Origin of the sequence: Streptococcus infantis, assembly GCF_047460685.1 — a bacterium.
Lineage (GTDB): Bacteria > Bacillota > Bacilli > Lactobacillales > Streptococcaceae > Streptococcus > Streptococcus infantis_AD.
Genome location: NZ_JASHFS010000013.1, coordinates 69,495 through 84,051, shown reverse-complemented (window position 1 = coordinate 84,051; position 14,557 = coordinate 69,495). Strand labels below are relative to the sequence as shown.

The 14,557-nt window shown below is 39.9% G+C and carries 14 protein-coding genes and 1 pseudogene; 10 read left to right on the top strand and 5 right to left on the bottom strand.

Annotated elements, in window-relative coordinates; genetic code table 11:
• From QM917_RS07620 to QM917_RS07595, 6 genes and pseudogenes are all read left to right on the top strand, one after another.
• A pseudogene (locus QM917_RS07620) lies at window positions 1-121 on the top strand (IS630 family transposase); the annotation flags it as partial.
• Window positions 122-139: 18 nt separating this feature from the next.
• Window positions 140-1,474 (top strand): aminopeptidase C, encoded by a 1,335-nt coding sequence (gene pepC, locus QM917_RS07615; protein WP_075231053.1) that lies wholly within the window; start codon window positions 140-142, stop codon window positions 1,472-1,474.
• 138 nt (window positions 1,475-1,612) lie between these two features.
• Entirely contained in the window at window positions 1,613-2,929 is a 1,317-nt protein-coding gene (locus QM917_RS07610) for an ISL3 family transposase (protein ID WP_075231054.1), read from the top strand.
• Between the two features lie 261 nt (window positions 2,930-3,190).
• Window positions 3,191-3,769, top strand: coding sequence for a DUF4230 domain-containing protein (locus tag QM917_RS07605; RefSeq protein WP_000493216.1), 579 nt, complete (start codon window positions 3,191-3,193; stop codon window positions 3,767-3,769).
• A gap of 166 nt (window positions 3,770-3,935) precedes the next feature.
• Window positions 3,936-4,181 carry a hypothetical protein gene (locus tag QM917_RS07600; RefSeq protein WP_004238875.1) on the top strand — a complete coding sequence of 82 codons (246 nt, stop codon included), beginning with the start codon at window positions 3,936-3,938 and terminating at the stop codon, window positions 4,179-4,181.
• Between the two features lie 338 nt (window positions 4,182-4,519).
• Window positions 4,520-4,939, top strand: a complete 420-nt coding sequence (locus tag QM917_RS07595) for a leucine-rich repeat domain-containing protein (protein ID WP_414285416.1) — start codon at window positions 4,520-4,522, stop codon at window positions 4,937-4,939.
• 83 nt (window positions 4,940-5,022) lie between these two features.
• On the opposite strand, the gene QM917_RS07590 is transcribed toward QM917_RS07595, so the two are convergent.
• From QM917_RS07590 to adhP, 5 genes are all read right to left on the bottom strand, one after another.
• A complete protein-coding gene (locus QM917_RS07590) occupies window positions 5,023-5,112 on the bottom strand; it encodes an IS3 family transposase (protein WP_367400507.1) in 90 nt (29 codons plus the stop codon).
• 61 nt (window positions 5,113-5,173) lie between these two features.
• Window positions 5,174-6,085: a PTS system mannose/fructose/sorbose family transporter subunit IID gene (locus QM917_RS07585; protein WP_045763029.1), complete on the bottom strand. Its 912-nt coding sequence runs from the start codon at window positions 6,083-6,085 to the stop codon at window positions 5,174-5,176.
• Between the two features lie 14 nt (window positions 6,086-6,099).
• Entirely contained in the window at window positions 6,100-6,912 is an 813-nt protein-coding gene (locus tag QM917_RS07580; protein WP_060955180.1) for a PTS mannose/fructose/sorbose transporter subunit IIC, read from the bottom strand.
• 29 nt (window positions 6,913-6,941) lie between these two features.
• Window positions 6,942-7,931 (bottom strand): PTS sugar transporter subunit IIB, encoded by a 990-nt coding sequence (locus QM917_RS07575; RefSeq protein ID WP_075230374.1) that lies wholly within the window; start codon window positions 7,929-7,931, stop codon window positions 6,942-6,944.
• A 435-nt stretch (window positions 7,932-8,366) separates the two neighbouring features.
• Complete coding sequence (gene adhP, locus QM917_RS07570; RefSeq protein ID WP_414264302.1) at window positions 8,367-9,386, bottom strand: alcohol dehydrogenase AdhP; 1,020 nt, start codon at window positions 9,384-9,386, stop codon at window positions 8,367-8,369.
• Window positions 9,387-9,757: 371 nt separating this feature from the next.
• On the opposite strand from adhP, the gene QM917_RS07565 reads away from it, so the two are divergent.
• The 4 genes from QM917_RS07565 to QM917_RS07550 all read left to right on the top strand — a co-directional run bounded on the left by QM917_RS07565 (window position 9,758) and on the right by QM917_RS07550 (window position 14,553).
• On the top strand, window positions 9,758-11,035 hold the full coding sequence (locus tag QM917_RS07565; protein WP_414285414.1) for a gamma-glutamylcysteine synthetase: 1,278 nt from the start codon (window positions 9,758-9,760) through the stop codon (window positions 11,033-11,035).
• Between the two features lie 74 nt (window positions 11,036-11,109).
• Complete coding sequence (thrC, locus tag QM917_RS07560; protein ID WP_414276366.1) at window positions 11,110-12,594, top strand: threonine synthase; 1,485 nt, start codon at window positions 11,110-11,112, stop codon at window positions 12,592-12,594.
• A gap of 60 nt (window positions 12,595-12,654) precedes the next feature.
• A complete protein-coding gene (locus QM917_RS07555; protein WP_414276367.1) occupies window positions 12,655-13,935 on the top strand; it encodes an MATE family efflux transporter in 1,281 nt (426 codons plus the stop codon).
• A 3-nt stretch (window positions 13,936-13,938) separates the two neighbouring features.
• Window positions 13,939-14,553: an HAD-IA family hydrolase gene (locus tag QM917_RS07550; protein ID WP_414285413.1), complete on the top strand. Its 615-nt coding sequence runs from the start codon at window positions 13,939-13,941 to the stop codon at window positions 14,551-14,553.
• Window positions 14,554-14,557: the final 4 nt, after the last annotated feature.

Below are 14,557 nucleotides of genomic sequence, written 5' to 3'. Positions count from 1 at the left end.
CTCACCTGAGTACAATCCTATTGAGAAAACATGGGCCCATATCAAAAAGCATCTCAAAAAGGTATTGCCAAGTTGTAGTACTTTTTTCGAGGCTCTTTTGTCTTGTTCTTGTTTCAATTGACTATAAAAGGAGGATTTTATGAACGCGATTCAAGAATCATTTACTGATAAATTATTTGCCAACTATGAAGCAAATGTCAAATACCAAGCTATCGAAAATGCAGCTAGCCACAATGGAATTTTTGCAGCCCTAGAGCGTCGCCAAAGCCATGTAGACAACACACCAGTTTTCTCACTTGATCTGACAAAGGATAAGGTTACTAACCAGAAGGCTTCTGGTCGTTGCTGGATGTTTGCGGCCCTCAACACTTTTCGTCACAAACTCATCTCTCAATACAAACTTGAAAACTTTGAATTGTCACAAGCCCACACCTTCTTCTGGGACAAGTATGAAAAATCTAACTGGTTCTTGGAACAAGTGATTGCGACTGCTGACCAAGACTTGACAAGCCGCAAGGTTAGCTTCCTGCTCCAAACTCCTCAACAAGATGGTGGACAATGGGATATGGTTGTGGCTCTCTTTGAGAAATACGGTGTCGTTCCTAAGTCTGTTTATCCAGAGTCTGTTTCATCTAGCAACAGTCGTGAGCTCAATGCCATCCTTAACAAATTGCTCCGTCAAGATGCTCAAATCTTGCGCGACCTATTAGCTTCAGGTGCGGATCAAGCAAGTGTTCAAGCTAAGAAAGAAGACCTCTTGCAAGAAATCTTTAACTTCCTTGCAATGTCACTAGGTCTCCCACCACGTCAGTTTGACTTTGCTTATCGTGACAAGGATAATAACTACCAAAGCGAAAAAAACATCACTCCACAAGAGTTTTACAAGAAATATGTCGATCTTCCACTAGAAGATTATGTTTCTGTGATCAATGCTCCAACTGCTGATAAACCTTACGGTAAATCTTACACAGTTGAGATGTTGGGCAATGTCGTTGGTAGCCGTGCAGTTCGCTACATTAACGTACCTATGGAACGCTTGAAAGAATTGGCCATTGCTCAAATGCAGACAGGAGAAACTGTTTGGTTTGGTTCAGATGTCGGCCAGCTCAGCAACCGTAAAGCAGGAATCCTTGCGACAGATGTTTATGATTTTGAATCAAGCATGGACATTCAACTCACTCAAGACAAGGCTAGACGCTTGGACTACAGCGAAAGCTTGATGACTCATGCTATGGTCTTGACAGGTGTTGATTTGGACGAAAATGGTAAATCAATCAAGTGGAAAGTTGAAAACTCATGGGGAGACAAGGTCGGTACAGATGGTTACTTTGTTGCCTCAGATGCTTGGATGGACGAATACACTTACCAAATCGTTGTTCGCAAAGAATTGCTAACAGCAGAAGAACGAGCTGCTTATGAAGCAGAACCAACCGTCCTTGCACCATGGGATCCAATGGGTGCCTTGGCAGAATAAATGAGATATAAAAAGAACGGTTCTATAATTTTTAGGGTTGATGGAAATTTTCCACCAACCCTATTTTAGTGTATACAAAAAGGCCAACATCCATTATATTAAAAGCGCTGAAACCTAAAACAAAAGGATGATGACCATATGAACAATATACTAGAAGCTACACTACAAATCAAAGATAAAAACATTATTTGGGATAATAAAGTTCAAGAGAAGATATTTAAAAAGAGAAAATCTTTATTTTATGCAGCTACTTATACGCATAAACCAGAATTTTGTACCGTTTGTGGGTGTGTTAGCCGAAATAATAATATCGTTAAAAACGGCACGAAAACATCTCGTATCACTCTCTGTTCTGTTTCAGACCTAGCGGCCTACTTAAATCTACGCAAGCAGAGATTTCTCTGTAGAGAATGCGTCTCTTCATTTACCGCAGACACTAGTCGAATCGTAGAAAAACACTGTCATATCTCTAAACGCTTAAAAAACGAAATTAAATCAAAAATAAGTGAAACAGTATCTGAAACCTATATCGCAAAAGAAACAAATGTTTCAGTTCATACGGTAAGACGTATCATAGATGATACAACACGTTTACTAAAGATTAAACCATTACACGATTTACCTGAGCATTTGTGTTTTGATGAATTTAAATCCGTCAAATCTTCCGATAGTAATATGAGCTTCATTATTTGTGATAGCACTACACACAAGCTGGTCGATGTTGTACGAGATAGAAAATCTTACAGCTTGAAAAAGTATTTTCATCGTTTTGAGCCTAAGACTAGATTAAAGGTAAAAACTATCTCCATCGACATGTACTTACCGTACATTCAATTAATAAAAGAAATGTTTCCTAACGCTAAAATTATCATTGATCCTTTTCATATCGTACAAGCCTTAAATAGAGAATTAAATCGAACTCGGGTACGTGTCATGAATAAGCATCGCTATAAAGACTCTAAATTATATCGAAAGTTAAAACATTATTGGAAGTTAATTTTAAAGAACTCTAATGAACTTCAGAACTATAAATATAATCGTTATAAGCTTTTTGAAAGCTTCATAACAAGTAAAGGAATCGTAGATTATATCTTAGAAAAAAATCCATCTCTTAAAAATGATTATGAGGTTGTACATTCACTTCGTGAATGTATACAGGATAGAGATTATATAGAATTCAAGGAAACGATTGAAGCAGCTACGCAATTAGACCTATCTCCTGGTTTAAAAAGAGTATTAAAGACTCTTATGACTTACTTGCCATATATTCAAAATACTTGTGAGTATCCAACTAGAACAAATGGCCCTATTGAAGGAATAAACAATAAAATAAAAGTGCTTAAAAGAAATGCCTACGGCTTTAGAAACTATTACCATTTTAGAAATAGGATTATTTTAATAACAAAAATGTTTGGCCCAAAACAAAAAGGAATTAAGCAACAATTAGTTGCTTAATCCCTTCCTAAATTTCTTCATCAACACTATTTGACAAAGAGCCCTTTTTTAGTGCTCAAAATAGCACTCAATTTTAAATGGATTTGGTGTTCAAAAAATATAATCAAATGCAACAAACTAATTTCATTTTTAATAGGCACAATTAATTTTAGAAGATAGTACGAAAAAATATTGACTATTTTCTTTAGAATGTGTAAAATTTAGATAGATTATTTAAAGTGAGGTTTTTTTATCTTGTCTATATTAAAGAAGAAAGTTAATATGTTTAGTGTACTATTGAATGTGGTATTAATAGCTATTATAGCTATTGGAGTGCTATTTTTCTTACCTAAGGAACATAAATCAGAAGTCAAATCGTCAATTAATATCGAAAGTATTGAAAAAGTGAATGAAGTTGTATTTTTGAATGCGGGAATTAATGAAATTATTTCTGAAACAAAAACAACTCAAGTTTTTGGGTTTGATGTGCCGTTCTCTAAAAAAGCAGCATTAGTAATTTTAAATTATAAAGCTAAATTTGGAATTAAAAGTAGTGTAAAGGTTGAACAAATAAGCGAAAAAGAATATAAGGTTATTGTTCCAAAATTGGAAGTAATTGGTGTTGAACTTTCAAAAGATAATCCTTATGATTTATATGATAGTCATGGAGAGTTATTAAGTGGAACTACAGAAGATATTGATACTGGGAAATTGGTCGCTAACCAACTTTCTAGTGATAAACAAGCAGAGTATTTAGATAAATTTAAGAGTGAAATTAAAGAATCTGCAATCAATTATTATAAAACAATATTTTCTTCAATGGATTCTGAAGTAAAAGTAACTATAGAATTTACAGAATAATTTTTGAAATACAAAACCCTGGCTATCTCTGGTCAGGGTTTTGTGTGGTTCTATAATTTTTAGGGTTGATGGAAATTTTCCACCAACCCTATTTTAGTGTATACAAAAAGGCCAACATTCATTATATTAAAAGCGCTGAAACCTAAAACAAAAGAATGATGACCATATGAACAATATACTAGAAGCTACACTACAAATCAAAGATGCACACAATGAAGGTGTTACATTCCATTTCTTAGAGAATATTAAAGAAGTATTGCGTGATGAGAGTGGGAAAGTAACTGGTGTAAAGGTTATTACAATGGAACTTGGTGAATCAGATGAAAGTGGAAGAAGATCAACGCATGAAGTGGCAGGTAGTGAACATATTATTCCATGTGACCTTGTCGTTGCAGCAATTGAACAAAAGTAGACTTTAGTGTTCTAGATGAAAGGTAAAAATTTGACTTTCGGTCAACATCAGAATACAATAGAAATGAACTAATAACAGGGGATGCATATTTAGGTCCTCAATCTATCGCAACCGCAATTAAAGGCGGGTGAGAAGTTGCGACAGAAGTACATGAATCGTTTAAAGAAAACACATAAATAACTTGTGGTGCCTTTCGTTTTTTTACTGGGAAAATTAAGGAACTATAGTTATAAATTCTTAAAGATATTAATATATCAACGTGCGTATATTTATAGGAAGAAGGTTATGTCATCTATAGTTGTACTTCTGACGATAAGGTTGTTCGTGTACCAAAGGAAATTAAAGGTAAACCTGTTATCGCAATTGGAGAACGTGGTCTTGCGAACTTGAAACATTGTGAGGCAATCGTTTTACCAGATACAGTACGATATATTGGAAAAGGTGCGTTTGCGATTGACAATAAGTTAAAGTATGTCCACTTTGGTAAGTCAATAGAAACAGTAGAAGATGATGTTTTCAACTCTGACAGTTCATTAGAATCAGTTGTATTCCCAGAAGGAACAAAGAGTATTGGAACATTAGTATTCTGGGGGACATCATCAATTAAATCTATTACAATTCCAGCAAGTGTAACAGAAATTACAGAATACTTCTATTTTGTGGATAACTGTAACCCAGATGTAGAAATCCATACACCTAAGGGATCAAAGGCAGAAGAAGTAGCTAAAGCAATGCAACTTAAAGTAGTAAATGACTAAAGGGGAATAGTATGAACAAAAAATTACTATCAGGCTTAGGGACTGACCCCAAAAAGTGAGAATTTAATAAAAACACCCTAGGGCTACCGTCTTCGGTATTCAACCGGAGACAGGTAGTCCAATTTTTGTTGGATTCTTTTTTCATTAGGTTCTTCATCAACACTATTTGACAAAGAGCCAAAAGAATCAGGTGATAAACCTGATTCTTTTTTTGTTTATACATTCTCGTCGAGATTACATGATACCGAAGAAACGAGCTGCGATACCAACTACAAAGAGGGCAAGAATGATTGTGATTGGAGATACTTTTTTCTTAAGCAACCACATGCAAAGGAAAGTAAGGAGAAGTCCCATCAATCCTGGGATCAATGAGTTCAACTGTCCTTGAAGGGTTTGTGGTTGAACGCTATCCAAGCTCAATCCGCTAAGTGCTTGGCCGAGGATTCCCTTCAATTCTCCACCTGTAACAGGACCTTCTGGGAAGACGATGTAGGCACCTTCTGACAATTGTTTACCTGGAAGGTTGATAGTGAAGTTGATTGATACCCAACGTTGTACAAGAACGGCAAGGATGAACATACCAAGGATAGAAGCTCCTTTAGTGATGTCTTTCAAGATACCACCTGACATATCTTTAGTGATTTCAGATCCAGCCTTGTAACCAAACTCTTGTGTATACCATAGGAAAGACATACGGATTGCATTCCATCCAAAGAAGAAGAGAAGTGGACCAACGATGTTACCAGTTGCAGCAAGTGATGCACCAAGGGCACCAAGGATAGGACGAACTGTAAACCAGAAGACTGGGTCACCGATACCAGCAAGAGGTCCCATCATACCGATCTTAACACCTTGGATAGCAGCGTCATCGATTTCAGTACCGTTTGCGCGTTCTTCTTCAAGTGCAAGAGTAACCCCCATGATTGGGGCAGCTACGTATGGGTGAGTGTTGAAGAACTCGAGGTGACGCTCAAGAGCAGCAGCTTGGTCTTCTTTTTTAGTGTAAAGTTTCTTGATAGCTGGGATCAAAGAGTAAGCCCAACCCAAGTTTTGCATACGTTCGTAGTTCCAAGAACCTTGAAGGAATTGTGAACGCCACCAAACTTTTTGGCGATCTGATTTTGATAATTGAATTTTTTCAGCCATGATTGTTCCCCTTTCTAGTAGTCTTCTAGGATATCACCGATTGGATCGTTAGAAGTTGCAGCTCCTCCTCCGCCGTTTCCACCTTGTTTAGAAAGGTTGAGGTAGATGAAGGCAAGGGCAACACCGATGACACCAAGGGCAATCAAAGTCAATTGAGAGATTGCTGCAAGAGCAAAACCGATAGCGAAGAATGGCCATACTTCACGAGTAGCCATCATGTTGATAACCAATGCGTAACCAACGGCAACGACCATAGCACCACCGACAGCCATACCACCTTTAAGCCATTCTGGCATAAGGTTCAATACGCTTTGAACGGCTTCAGTTGGCATTGCAAGCAAGAGTGCAGCTGGGATAGCAATACGTAGACCTTGAAGAGCGAGGGCAAAGTAGTGAGCTCGTTCAACAGCTGTAATGTTTCCTTCTTTAGCAGCAGCGTCAGCAGTGTGAACCAAACCAACTGAGATGGTACGAACGATCATAGTCAAGAAAAGACCAGCTACGGCAAGAGGAATAGCAGTTGCAGTTGCGACTGCGATACCTTCAGTAGTAAAGTTACCACCCTTAATCATGATGATTGCAGCTGCAACAGAAGCAAGAGCCGCGTCAGGAGCTACGGCAGCTCCGATGTTAGCCCAACCAAGGGCGATCATTTGAAGTGATCCACCAAGCATAACCCCTGCTTCGAGGTTACCAGTTACAAGACCGATAAGGGTACATGCTACGATTGGTTGATGGAATTGGAATTGGTCGAGGATACCTTCAAGACCTGCGAAGAAGGCAACAACTACAACCAAGATAGCAGAAATGAATGAAATATCTGACATGGTTTTATTCCTTTTCTATTTAATGTTAATTATTGAACGTTAGCTTTGCTAATCAAGTCAAACAAATCTTTTTTAGTGTCGTTTGGTACTTTACGTACGTCAAATTCAACGCCAAGGTCGCGCATTTTTTCAAATGTAGCAACGTCGTCTTTGTCCATTGACAATACGTTATTGACCATTGTTTTACCAGTTGAGTGAGCCATTGATCCAACGTTAAGAGTCTTGATTGGCACACCGCCTTCGATAGCACGAAGAGCATCTTGAGGTGTTTCAAACAAGATAAGGGCGTGTGTCTCACCAAAACGAGGGTCTTTTGCAACCTCAATCAATTTTTTGATTGGTACAACGTTAGCCTTCACTCCGTTAGGAGCTGCTTGTTTGATCAATTCTTTACGAAGATCGTCGTTAGCTACGTTATCTGAAGCAACGATGATACGGTTAGCTTTTGAATCTGGTGTCCAAGCAGTTGCGACTTGTCCGTGAAGAAGACGTGTGTCAAGACGAGCAAGATTGATTTTCAATTTACCGTCTCCAATGACAGTTCCTTCTGGAATAGCAGCTTGGGCTACAGGCGCAGTTGCAGCAGTAGCAACTTCCTCAGCTGGATTTAGTTCTTCTGGAAGAGCCTTGATGCCATCCTTAGATTCTTTGATGATATTTGCAGCGACTTTATCAACACCTGCAGTAGCGTCCATGAGGCGCTCTGTATAGGCTTGGATCAACATCGGCAAGTTAAGTCCTGTGATGATGGCAAATTTACGCTCAGGATTTTCTCCCATTACGCGACTAGCTTGGTTAAATGGAGACCCACTCCAAAGGTCAGCCAAGACTAGAACCTCATCTTCTGCGTCAAATGCAGCCACAGCATTATTGAACTTGGCGTATAAATCGTCTGGACCTTCGTTTGGCATAAAGGTTACAACTTGAACCTTTTCTTGTTCACCAAAGATCATAGATCCTGACTGATGAATACCCGCAGCAAATTCACCGTGGCTCGCAATAATGATTCCGATACTCATTATTGTCATTCCTCCTTACAAAATGTTTGACTCGTGGTTTAAGAAAACTTTAAGACTCCTTAAGTATAAATCGTTTTCAGAAAAAAAGCAACTAATTATAATAAAGAGTGAAAAAAATCTAAAAGCCCTATCTTTTAAATGTTGATATATCAACCTTTTATAAAATAGTCTATAGAATGGTAAAAAAAATTTAATATAAAAAAGTCATAGTACAGAAATCGACGAACCAGAACTCTGTATCTTAGTTCCAGACCCTTATACTTCAACCATTGGATGCTTAAAGAATGTGGATAGAAAATGACGTTTTCGTCAATAGTGTTCTTGAGCGTTAAAAAAAGAACTTTAAGTTCAATAAATTGCTATGTCAAAATTTTATTGCTAAAAAACGAGGCGGGATCTTTTGTCCCTACCTCGTTTTGCTATTTATTATCTATCTTAATGAGTAAAGTCTAGAACCATGCGACCTTGGATGGTACCAGCAGCCATTTCATCAAAGACAGCAATGGCATCTTCGACAGGCCGTTTTTGAACGACTGGAACAACGAGACCTTCAGCACCAAATTGGAAAGCTTCTTCCAAATCTTTACGTGTACCAACAAGGGAACCGATGACCTGAATACCGTCAAGAACTGTTTTAACGATACTTAGATCCATCATTTCTGAAGGGAGTCCGACAGCTACTACACGACCACCTGCACGAACAGAGTCAACTGCTTGGTTGAAGGCAACTTTTGATACAGCTGTTACGACAGCTGAGTGAGCCCCACCGTTTGTTTTTTCTTTGATAAGACCTGGAACGTCTTCGACTTCAAGACCGTTAATCACGATATCTGCACCAACTTCTTTAGCTAGGGCAAGTTTATCATTGTTAATATCAACTGCGATAACGTGAGCGTTGAATACTTTTTTAGCGTATTGGACAGCTAAGTTACCAAGTCCTCCAGCACCATAGAGTACAACCCATTGGCCTGGTTCAACTTTTGCTTCTTTGATAGCCTTGTATGTGGTAACACCGGCACAAGTGATAGAAGAAGCTTGGGCTGGATCGAGCCCTTCTGGTACCTTAACAGCATAATCTGCAGTTACGATACATTGTTCAGCCATACCGCCGTCAACTGAGTAGCCTGCATTTTTTACGGAACGGCAAAGAGTTTCGCGTCCGGTTGTACAGTATTCACACATACCACAACCTTCAAAGAACCAAGCTACGCTGACACGGTCGCCAACTTTGAGGCTTTTAACATCAGGAGCGACTTCTTTGACGATACCAATCCCTTCGTGACCGAGAACACGTCCTGGAACTTTACCAAAGTCACCATGGGCAACGTGGAGGTCAGTGTGGCAGACACCACAGTACTCAACTTCTACAAGAGCTTCCCCAGTTTCGAGTGGACGGAGAACTTTTTCTTCAATAGCAACACCAGTGCCTTCTGGATTTACAACAACAGCTTTCATAGCTATCCTCCTTGATTAGTCGTTGAGGTGCAGTGGAAAAGGGGCTTGGCTTGAGAGGTTTTCAAGTGAAGTCGAATTTGAACTGCCCTCTTTTTGTTTATATGTGAATTATATCACTATATTTAATATAGTACAAGGGATTTGATGCAAAAACATATGTAATCGCTTAACCAGTTGATCAGACTGTGAAAATTGAACAAATAAGATTGATGCATTGGCGAGTAAATACCTATAAACGCTAGAAAAGTTGACTTTATATCGCCTCTTGAAGGTTTTCAGCAATTTTTCTGAGTTCTTTCTCGAGGGGATTTTGGTATAATATAGAAAGCAATTGATCTTTCTAGTAAGAGAATTTAGAGTGAGAGGTATCTATGTCCCCTTCTATTCAGATATTGAAAAGCCGTTATTTAAAAAATATCAAAGAAAATCCAGACCTCTATATTGGGATTGAGTTGGAGTTTCCTATCGTTCAAGTAAATGGGCAAGCTACCGATATTGAAGTCAGCAAAGAATTGATGCACTTTTTGGTTGGTGTTCTCGGTCTGGAAGTTGAAAAGGAAGACCAGGATGGCAATCCAATTCAACTTGTAGAACCAAAGAGTCAGGATCGGATTCTGTTTGAGGTTTCCTACACGACCTTGGAGTTTGCCTTTGGCAGAGCCCAGAAAATCCAAGAGGTCCAAGGACGATTTCAAGCTTATATGAAGGTTATTCAGGAAAAACTAGGCGAAAAGGATCATGCTATCCAGGGCTGGGGGATTCATCCAAGCTGGGATCAGAATGACAATCGCCCTGTGGCTTATCCACGCTACCAGATGCTGATGGCTTATCTGCAGATGGGAAGTCGCCAAGAGAGTGCTGATTTGTATGACTTTCCCCAATATGGAGCCTTTATCTGTGGGAGTCAAGTTCAGTTGGACGTATCGACTGCTAACTACCTACGTGTCATCAATGCTTTCACTCAGCTTGAGGCAGCCAAAGCTTTCTTATTTGCCAATTCTGAGTTTTCAGGAGCAGACTGGGATACTCAGATTTCACGAGATATCTTTTGGGAAGACTCCATGCATGGGATTTATCCAGAGAATGTTGGTGTCAATGCCAGACTCTTCAAAGATGAGGATGATTTCTTTGATTATCTCGACCGCTCTGCGATTTTTACAGCAGAACGAGATGGGGAAACCTACTATTTTTCTCCGATTCGGGCTAGAGATTACCTAGCTACTGAGGAAGTTTCGGCCTATACTCTAAATGGAAAAGAAACTCTGCTTGTTCCTCAAGAGAAGGATTTTCAAACGCACCGTAGTTACCAATATCAAGACTTAACAACTCGAGGGACGGTCGAATTTCGTAGTGTTTGTACGCAACCACTAGACCGCACTTTTGCGTCGGCTGCCTTTCATCTAGGTTTGCTGGTGAATCTAGACAAGCTTGAAACATACCTAGAAACAGCACCTTTCTTTGAGAGATTTGGTCGTGACTACAAATCTTTGAGACGCCAGTTTTCTAAGAAACAGCTTTCAGATGAGGAAACAGCTGGAATTGTTCAATTCTCAAAAGACTTACTAGCTATAGCAGAGCAAGGTCTTGAAATGAGAGGTCAGCAAGAAATGACCTATTTAGAGCCTTTGAAAGAAAAAATGACTCTATAATTTTCTTATAAAGGAAGAATTTTCTGAAAAATCATGTTATAATGGATGAGACTATAGATAAAGGATAGAGATTTATGACATTAGTTTATCAATCAACGCGAGACGCAAAAAATACCGTAACAGCCAGCCAAGCGATTTTGCAAGGTTTGGCAACAGATGGAGGTTTGTTTACTCCGGTTAGTTATCCAAAGGTAGATTTGGATTTTGACACATTAAAGGACGCTTCTTACCAAGAAGTAGCCAAGCTTGTTTTGTCAGCCTTCTTGGATGACTTTACAGCAGAGGAGTTGGACTACTGTATTACCAACGCCTACGATAGCAAGTTTGATACTCCAGCCATTGCTCCTCTTGTCAAACTTGATGGTCAATACAACTTGGAACTCTTCCATGGTTCAACCATTGCTTTTAAAGACATGGCCTTGTCTATCTTGCCATACTTTATGACAACGGCAGCTAAGAAACATGGCTTGGAAAACAAGATTGTCATTTTGACAGCGACATCTGGGGACACTGGGAAAGCTGCTATGGCAGGATTTGCGGATGTTCCTGGAACTGAAATTATCGTCTTTTATCCAAAAGATGGTGTCAGCAAGGTACAAGAGTTGCAAATGACCACTCAAACTGGTGACAACACTCATGTTATCGCTATTGATGGAAACTTTGACGATGCTCAGACTAATGTGAAGCATATGTTCAATGATGTGGCCCTTCGTGAAAAATTAGCAGCTAACAAGTTGCAATTTTCATCAGCCAACTCTATGAACATTGGCCGTTTGGTACCACAGATTGTCTATTATGTGTATGCTTACGCTCAGCTTGTTAAAACTGGCGAGATTAAGGCTGGTGACAAGGTCAACTTCACCGTTCCGACAGGAAACTTTGGAAATATCTTGGCTGCCTTTTACGCTAAGCAAATCGGTCTACCAGTTGGTAAGTTGATCTGTGCTTCAAATGACAACAATGTTTTGACAGACTTCTTTAAAACTCGTGTTTATGACAAGAAGCGTGAGTTTAAGGTAACCACTAGCCCATCTATGGATATCTTGGTCTCTTCAAACTTGGAGCGCTTGATTTTCCACCTTTTGGGTAATGATGCGGTTAAGACAGCTGAACTCATGAATGCTTTGAATAACCAAGGTCAATATGAGTTGACTGATTTTGATGCAGAGATTTTGGACCTCTTTGCAGCTGAGTATGCGACTGAAGCGGAAACAGCAGCAGAAATCAAGCGTGTTTATCAAACAGATGCCTACATTGAGGATCCACATACAGCGGTTGCCTCAGCTGTTTATAAAAAATACCAAGCTGCTACAGGTGATGTGACTAAGACCGTGATTGCATCAACTGCTAGTCCATACAAGTTCCCAGTGGTTGCAGTAGAAGCTGTAACAGGGAAATCAGGTTTGAGCGATTTTGAAGCCTTGGCTCAATTACACGAAATCTCAGGAGTAGCAGTGCCACCAGCAGTTGATGGCCTCGAAACAGCTCCAGTTCGTCACAAGACAACTGTTGCAGCAGCAGAGATGCAGACTGCAGTAGAATCTTATCTAGGACTTTAAAACAGAGGAAGTAAACTCGGTTGGGCAACTAACTGAGTTTCTTTTCATCAGGAGGAAGGATTGTTTAAGAAAAATAAAGACATTCTCAACATAGCTCTGCCAGCCATGGGTGAAAATTTCTTGCAGATGCTCATGGGAATGGTGGACAGCTATCTGGTAGCCCATCTAGGTTTGATAGCCATTTCGGGTGTATCTGTAGCGGGCAATATTATCACCATTTACCAGGCAATTTTTATTGCTCTAGGAGCTGCGATTTCCAGTGTCATTTCCAAAAGTTTGGGGCAGAAGGACCAGTCTAGACTAGCCTACCATGTGACAGAAGCGCTCAAGATAACCTTGCTTTTGAGCTTGATTTTAGGGTTCTTGTCCATCTTTGCTGGTCAAGAGATGATTGGTCTTTTGGGGACAGAAGCGGCTGTGGCCGAGAGTGGTGGACTATACCTAGCTTTGGTCGGTGGGACAATTGTCCTCTTGGGCTTGATGACTAGTTTGGGTGTCTTGATTCGCGCCACCCATAATCCGCGCCTTCCCCTTTATGTGAGTCTTTTATCCAATGCCTTGAATATTCTCTTTTCAAGTCTAGCTATTTTTGTTCTTGATATGGGCATAGCTGGTGTTGCTTGGGGGACCATCCTATCTCGTTTAATCGGGGTTGTGATTTTGTGGTCACAATTAAAACTTCCATATACGAGACCAAGGTTTGGACTGGACAAAGACTTACTGACTTTGGCTTTACCTGCAGCGGGAGAGCGTCTCATGATGCGAGCTGGAGATGTGGTTATTATTGCTTTGGTTGTTTCTTTCGGAACTGAAGCCGTCGCAGGGAATGCTATTGGTGAAGTCTTGACTCAGTTTAACTATATGCCCGCCTTTGGAGTCGCAACGGCAACAGTTATGCAGGTGGCTCGAGCAGTTGGAGAAAATGATTGGGCAAGGGTTGACAAGCTCAGTAAGCAAACTTTTTACTTGTCTCTCTTTCTCATGTTGCCCTTAACACTTAGTATCTATGCTCTGGGAACGCCACTGAGTTATCTCTATACCAGTGATCCTGTGGCTATTGAAGCCAGTGTTTTGGTGACGCTGTTCTCTCTACTGGGAACTCCGATGACGACGGGAACAGTCATTTATACTGCTGTCTGGCAGGGTTTGGGAAATGCACGCCTCCCCTTTTATGCGACAAGTATCGGGATGTGGTGTATCCGTATCGGAACAGGGTATCTGATGGGAATTTTTCTTGGTTGGGGCTTGCCTGGTATTTGGGCAGGAACACTTTTGGATAATGGTTTCCGTTGGATTTTCCTACGCTATCGTTATAAGCAATATATCTCTTTGAAAGGATGACATATGAAAAAAATTGGATTTATCTGGGATTTAGATGGAACTTTATTGGACTCTTATGAGGCTATTTTATCAGGAATCGAAGAGACTTTTGCCCAGTTTGACATTCCTTATGATAAGGCTGAGGTTCGTGCCTTTATTCTACAAACTTCCGTTCAAGATCTGTTGGAAAAGGTGGGAGAAGAAAGAGGCTTGGATGCTGATATGCTCAATCAGGTTCGTGCTCAGAGTTTGGCTGAGAAGAATGCTCAAGTGGTTCTGATGCAAGGGGCGCGTGAAATCTTAGCTTGGGCAGACCAGCAAGGAATTGAGCAGTTTGTTTATACCCATAAAGGGGACAATGCTTTTACAATTTTGGAAAATTTGGGTTTGGCCCACTATTTCACAGAAATTTTAACCAATCAAAGTGGCTTTTCTCGGAAGCCTAGTCCAGAAGCTGCGATTTATCTTCTAGATAAGTATGAACTAGATCCTCAGCAAACTTATTATATCGGTGATCGGACTTTGGATATCGAATTTGCTCAAAATAGTGGGATTCAGAGTATCAATTTTCTTGCCTCACCTGTACCTTGTAATCAACAGATAGAGCATTTAGAAGACATTAGCTCGCTTTCCTTCTAGAATT

What these genes read in the sequence shown, in the direction of transcription:
- QM917_RS07550 (WP_414285413.1), top strand. Translation starts at nt 13,939, where the DNA reads ATGAAAAAAATTGGATTTATCTGGGATTTAGATGGAACTTTATTGGAC.
- QM917_RS07575 (WP_075230374.1), bottom strand. Translation starts at nt 7,931, where the DNA reads ATGAGTATCGGAATCATTATTGCGAGCCACGGTGAATTTGCTGCGGGT.
- QM917_RS07610 (WP_075231054.1), top strand. Translation starts at nt 1,613, where the DNA reads ATGAACAATATACTAGAAGCTACACTACAAATCAAAGATAAAAACATT.
- QM917_RS07600 (WP_004238875.1), top strand. Translation starts at nt 3,936, where the DNA reads ATGAACAATATACTAGAAGCTACACTACAAATCAAAGATGCACACAAT.
- pepC (WP_075231053.1), top strand. Translation starts at nt 140, where the DNA reads ATGAACGCGATTCAAGAATCATTTACTGATAAATTATTTGCCAACTAT.
- thrC (WP_414276366.1), top strand. Translation starts at nt 11,110, where the DNA reads ATGACATTAGTTTATCAATCAACGCGAGACGCAAAAAATACCGTAACA.
- QM917_RS07580 (WP_060955180.1), bottom strand. Translation starts at nt 6,912, where the DNA reads ATGTCAGATATTTCATTCATTTCTGCTATCTTGGTTGTAGTTGTTGCC.
- QM917_RS07585 (WP_045763029.1), bottom strand. Translation starts at nt 6,085, where the DNA reads ATGGCTGAAAAAATTCAATTATCAAAATCAGATCGCCAAAAAGTTTGG.
- QM917_RS07605 (WP_000493216.1), top strand. Translation starts at nt 3,191, where the DNA reads ATGTTTAGTGTACTATTGAATGTGGTATTAATAGCTATTATAGCTATT.
- adhP (WP_414264302.1), bottom strand. Translation starts at nt 9,386, where the DNA reads ATGAAAGCTGTTGTTGTAAATCCAGAAGGCACTGGTGTTGCTATTGAA.
- QM917_RS07565 (WP_414285414.1), top strand. Translation starts at nt 9,758, where the DNA reads ATGTCCCCTTCTATTCAGATATTGAAAAGCCGTTATTTAAAAAATATC.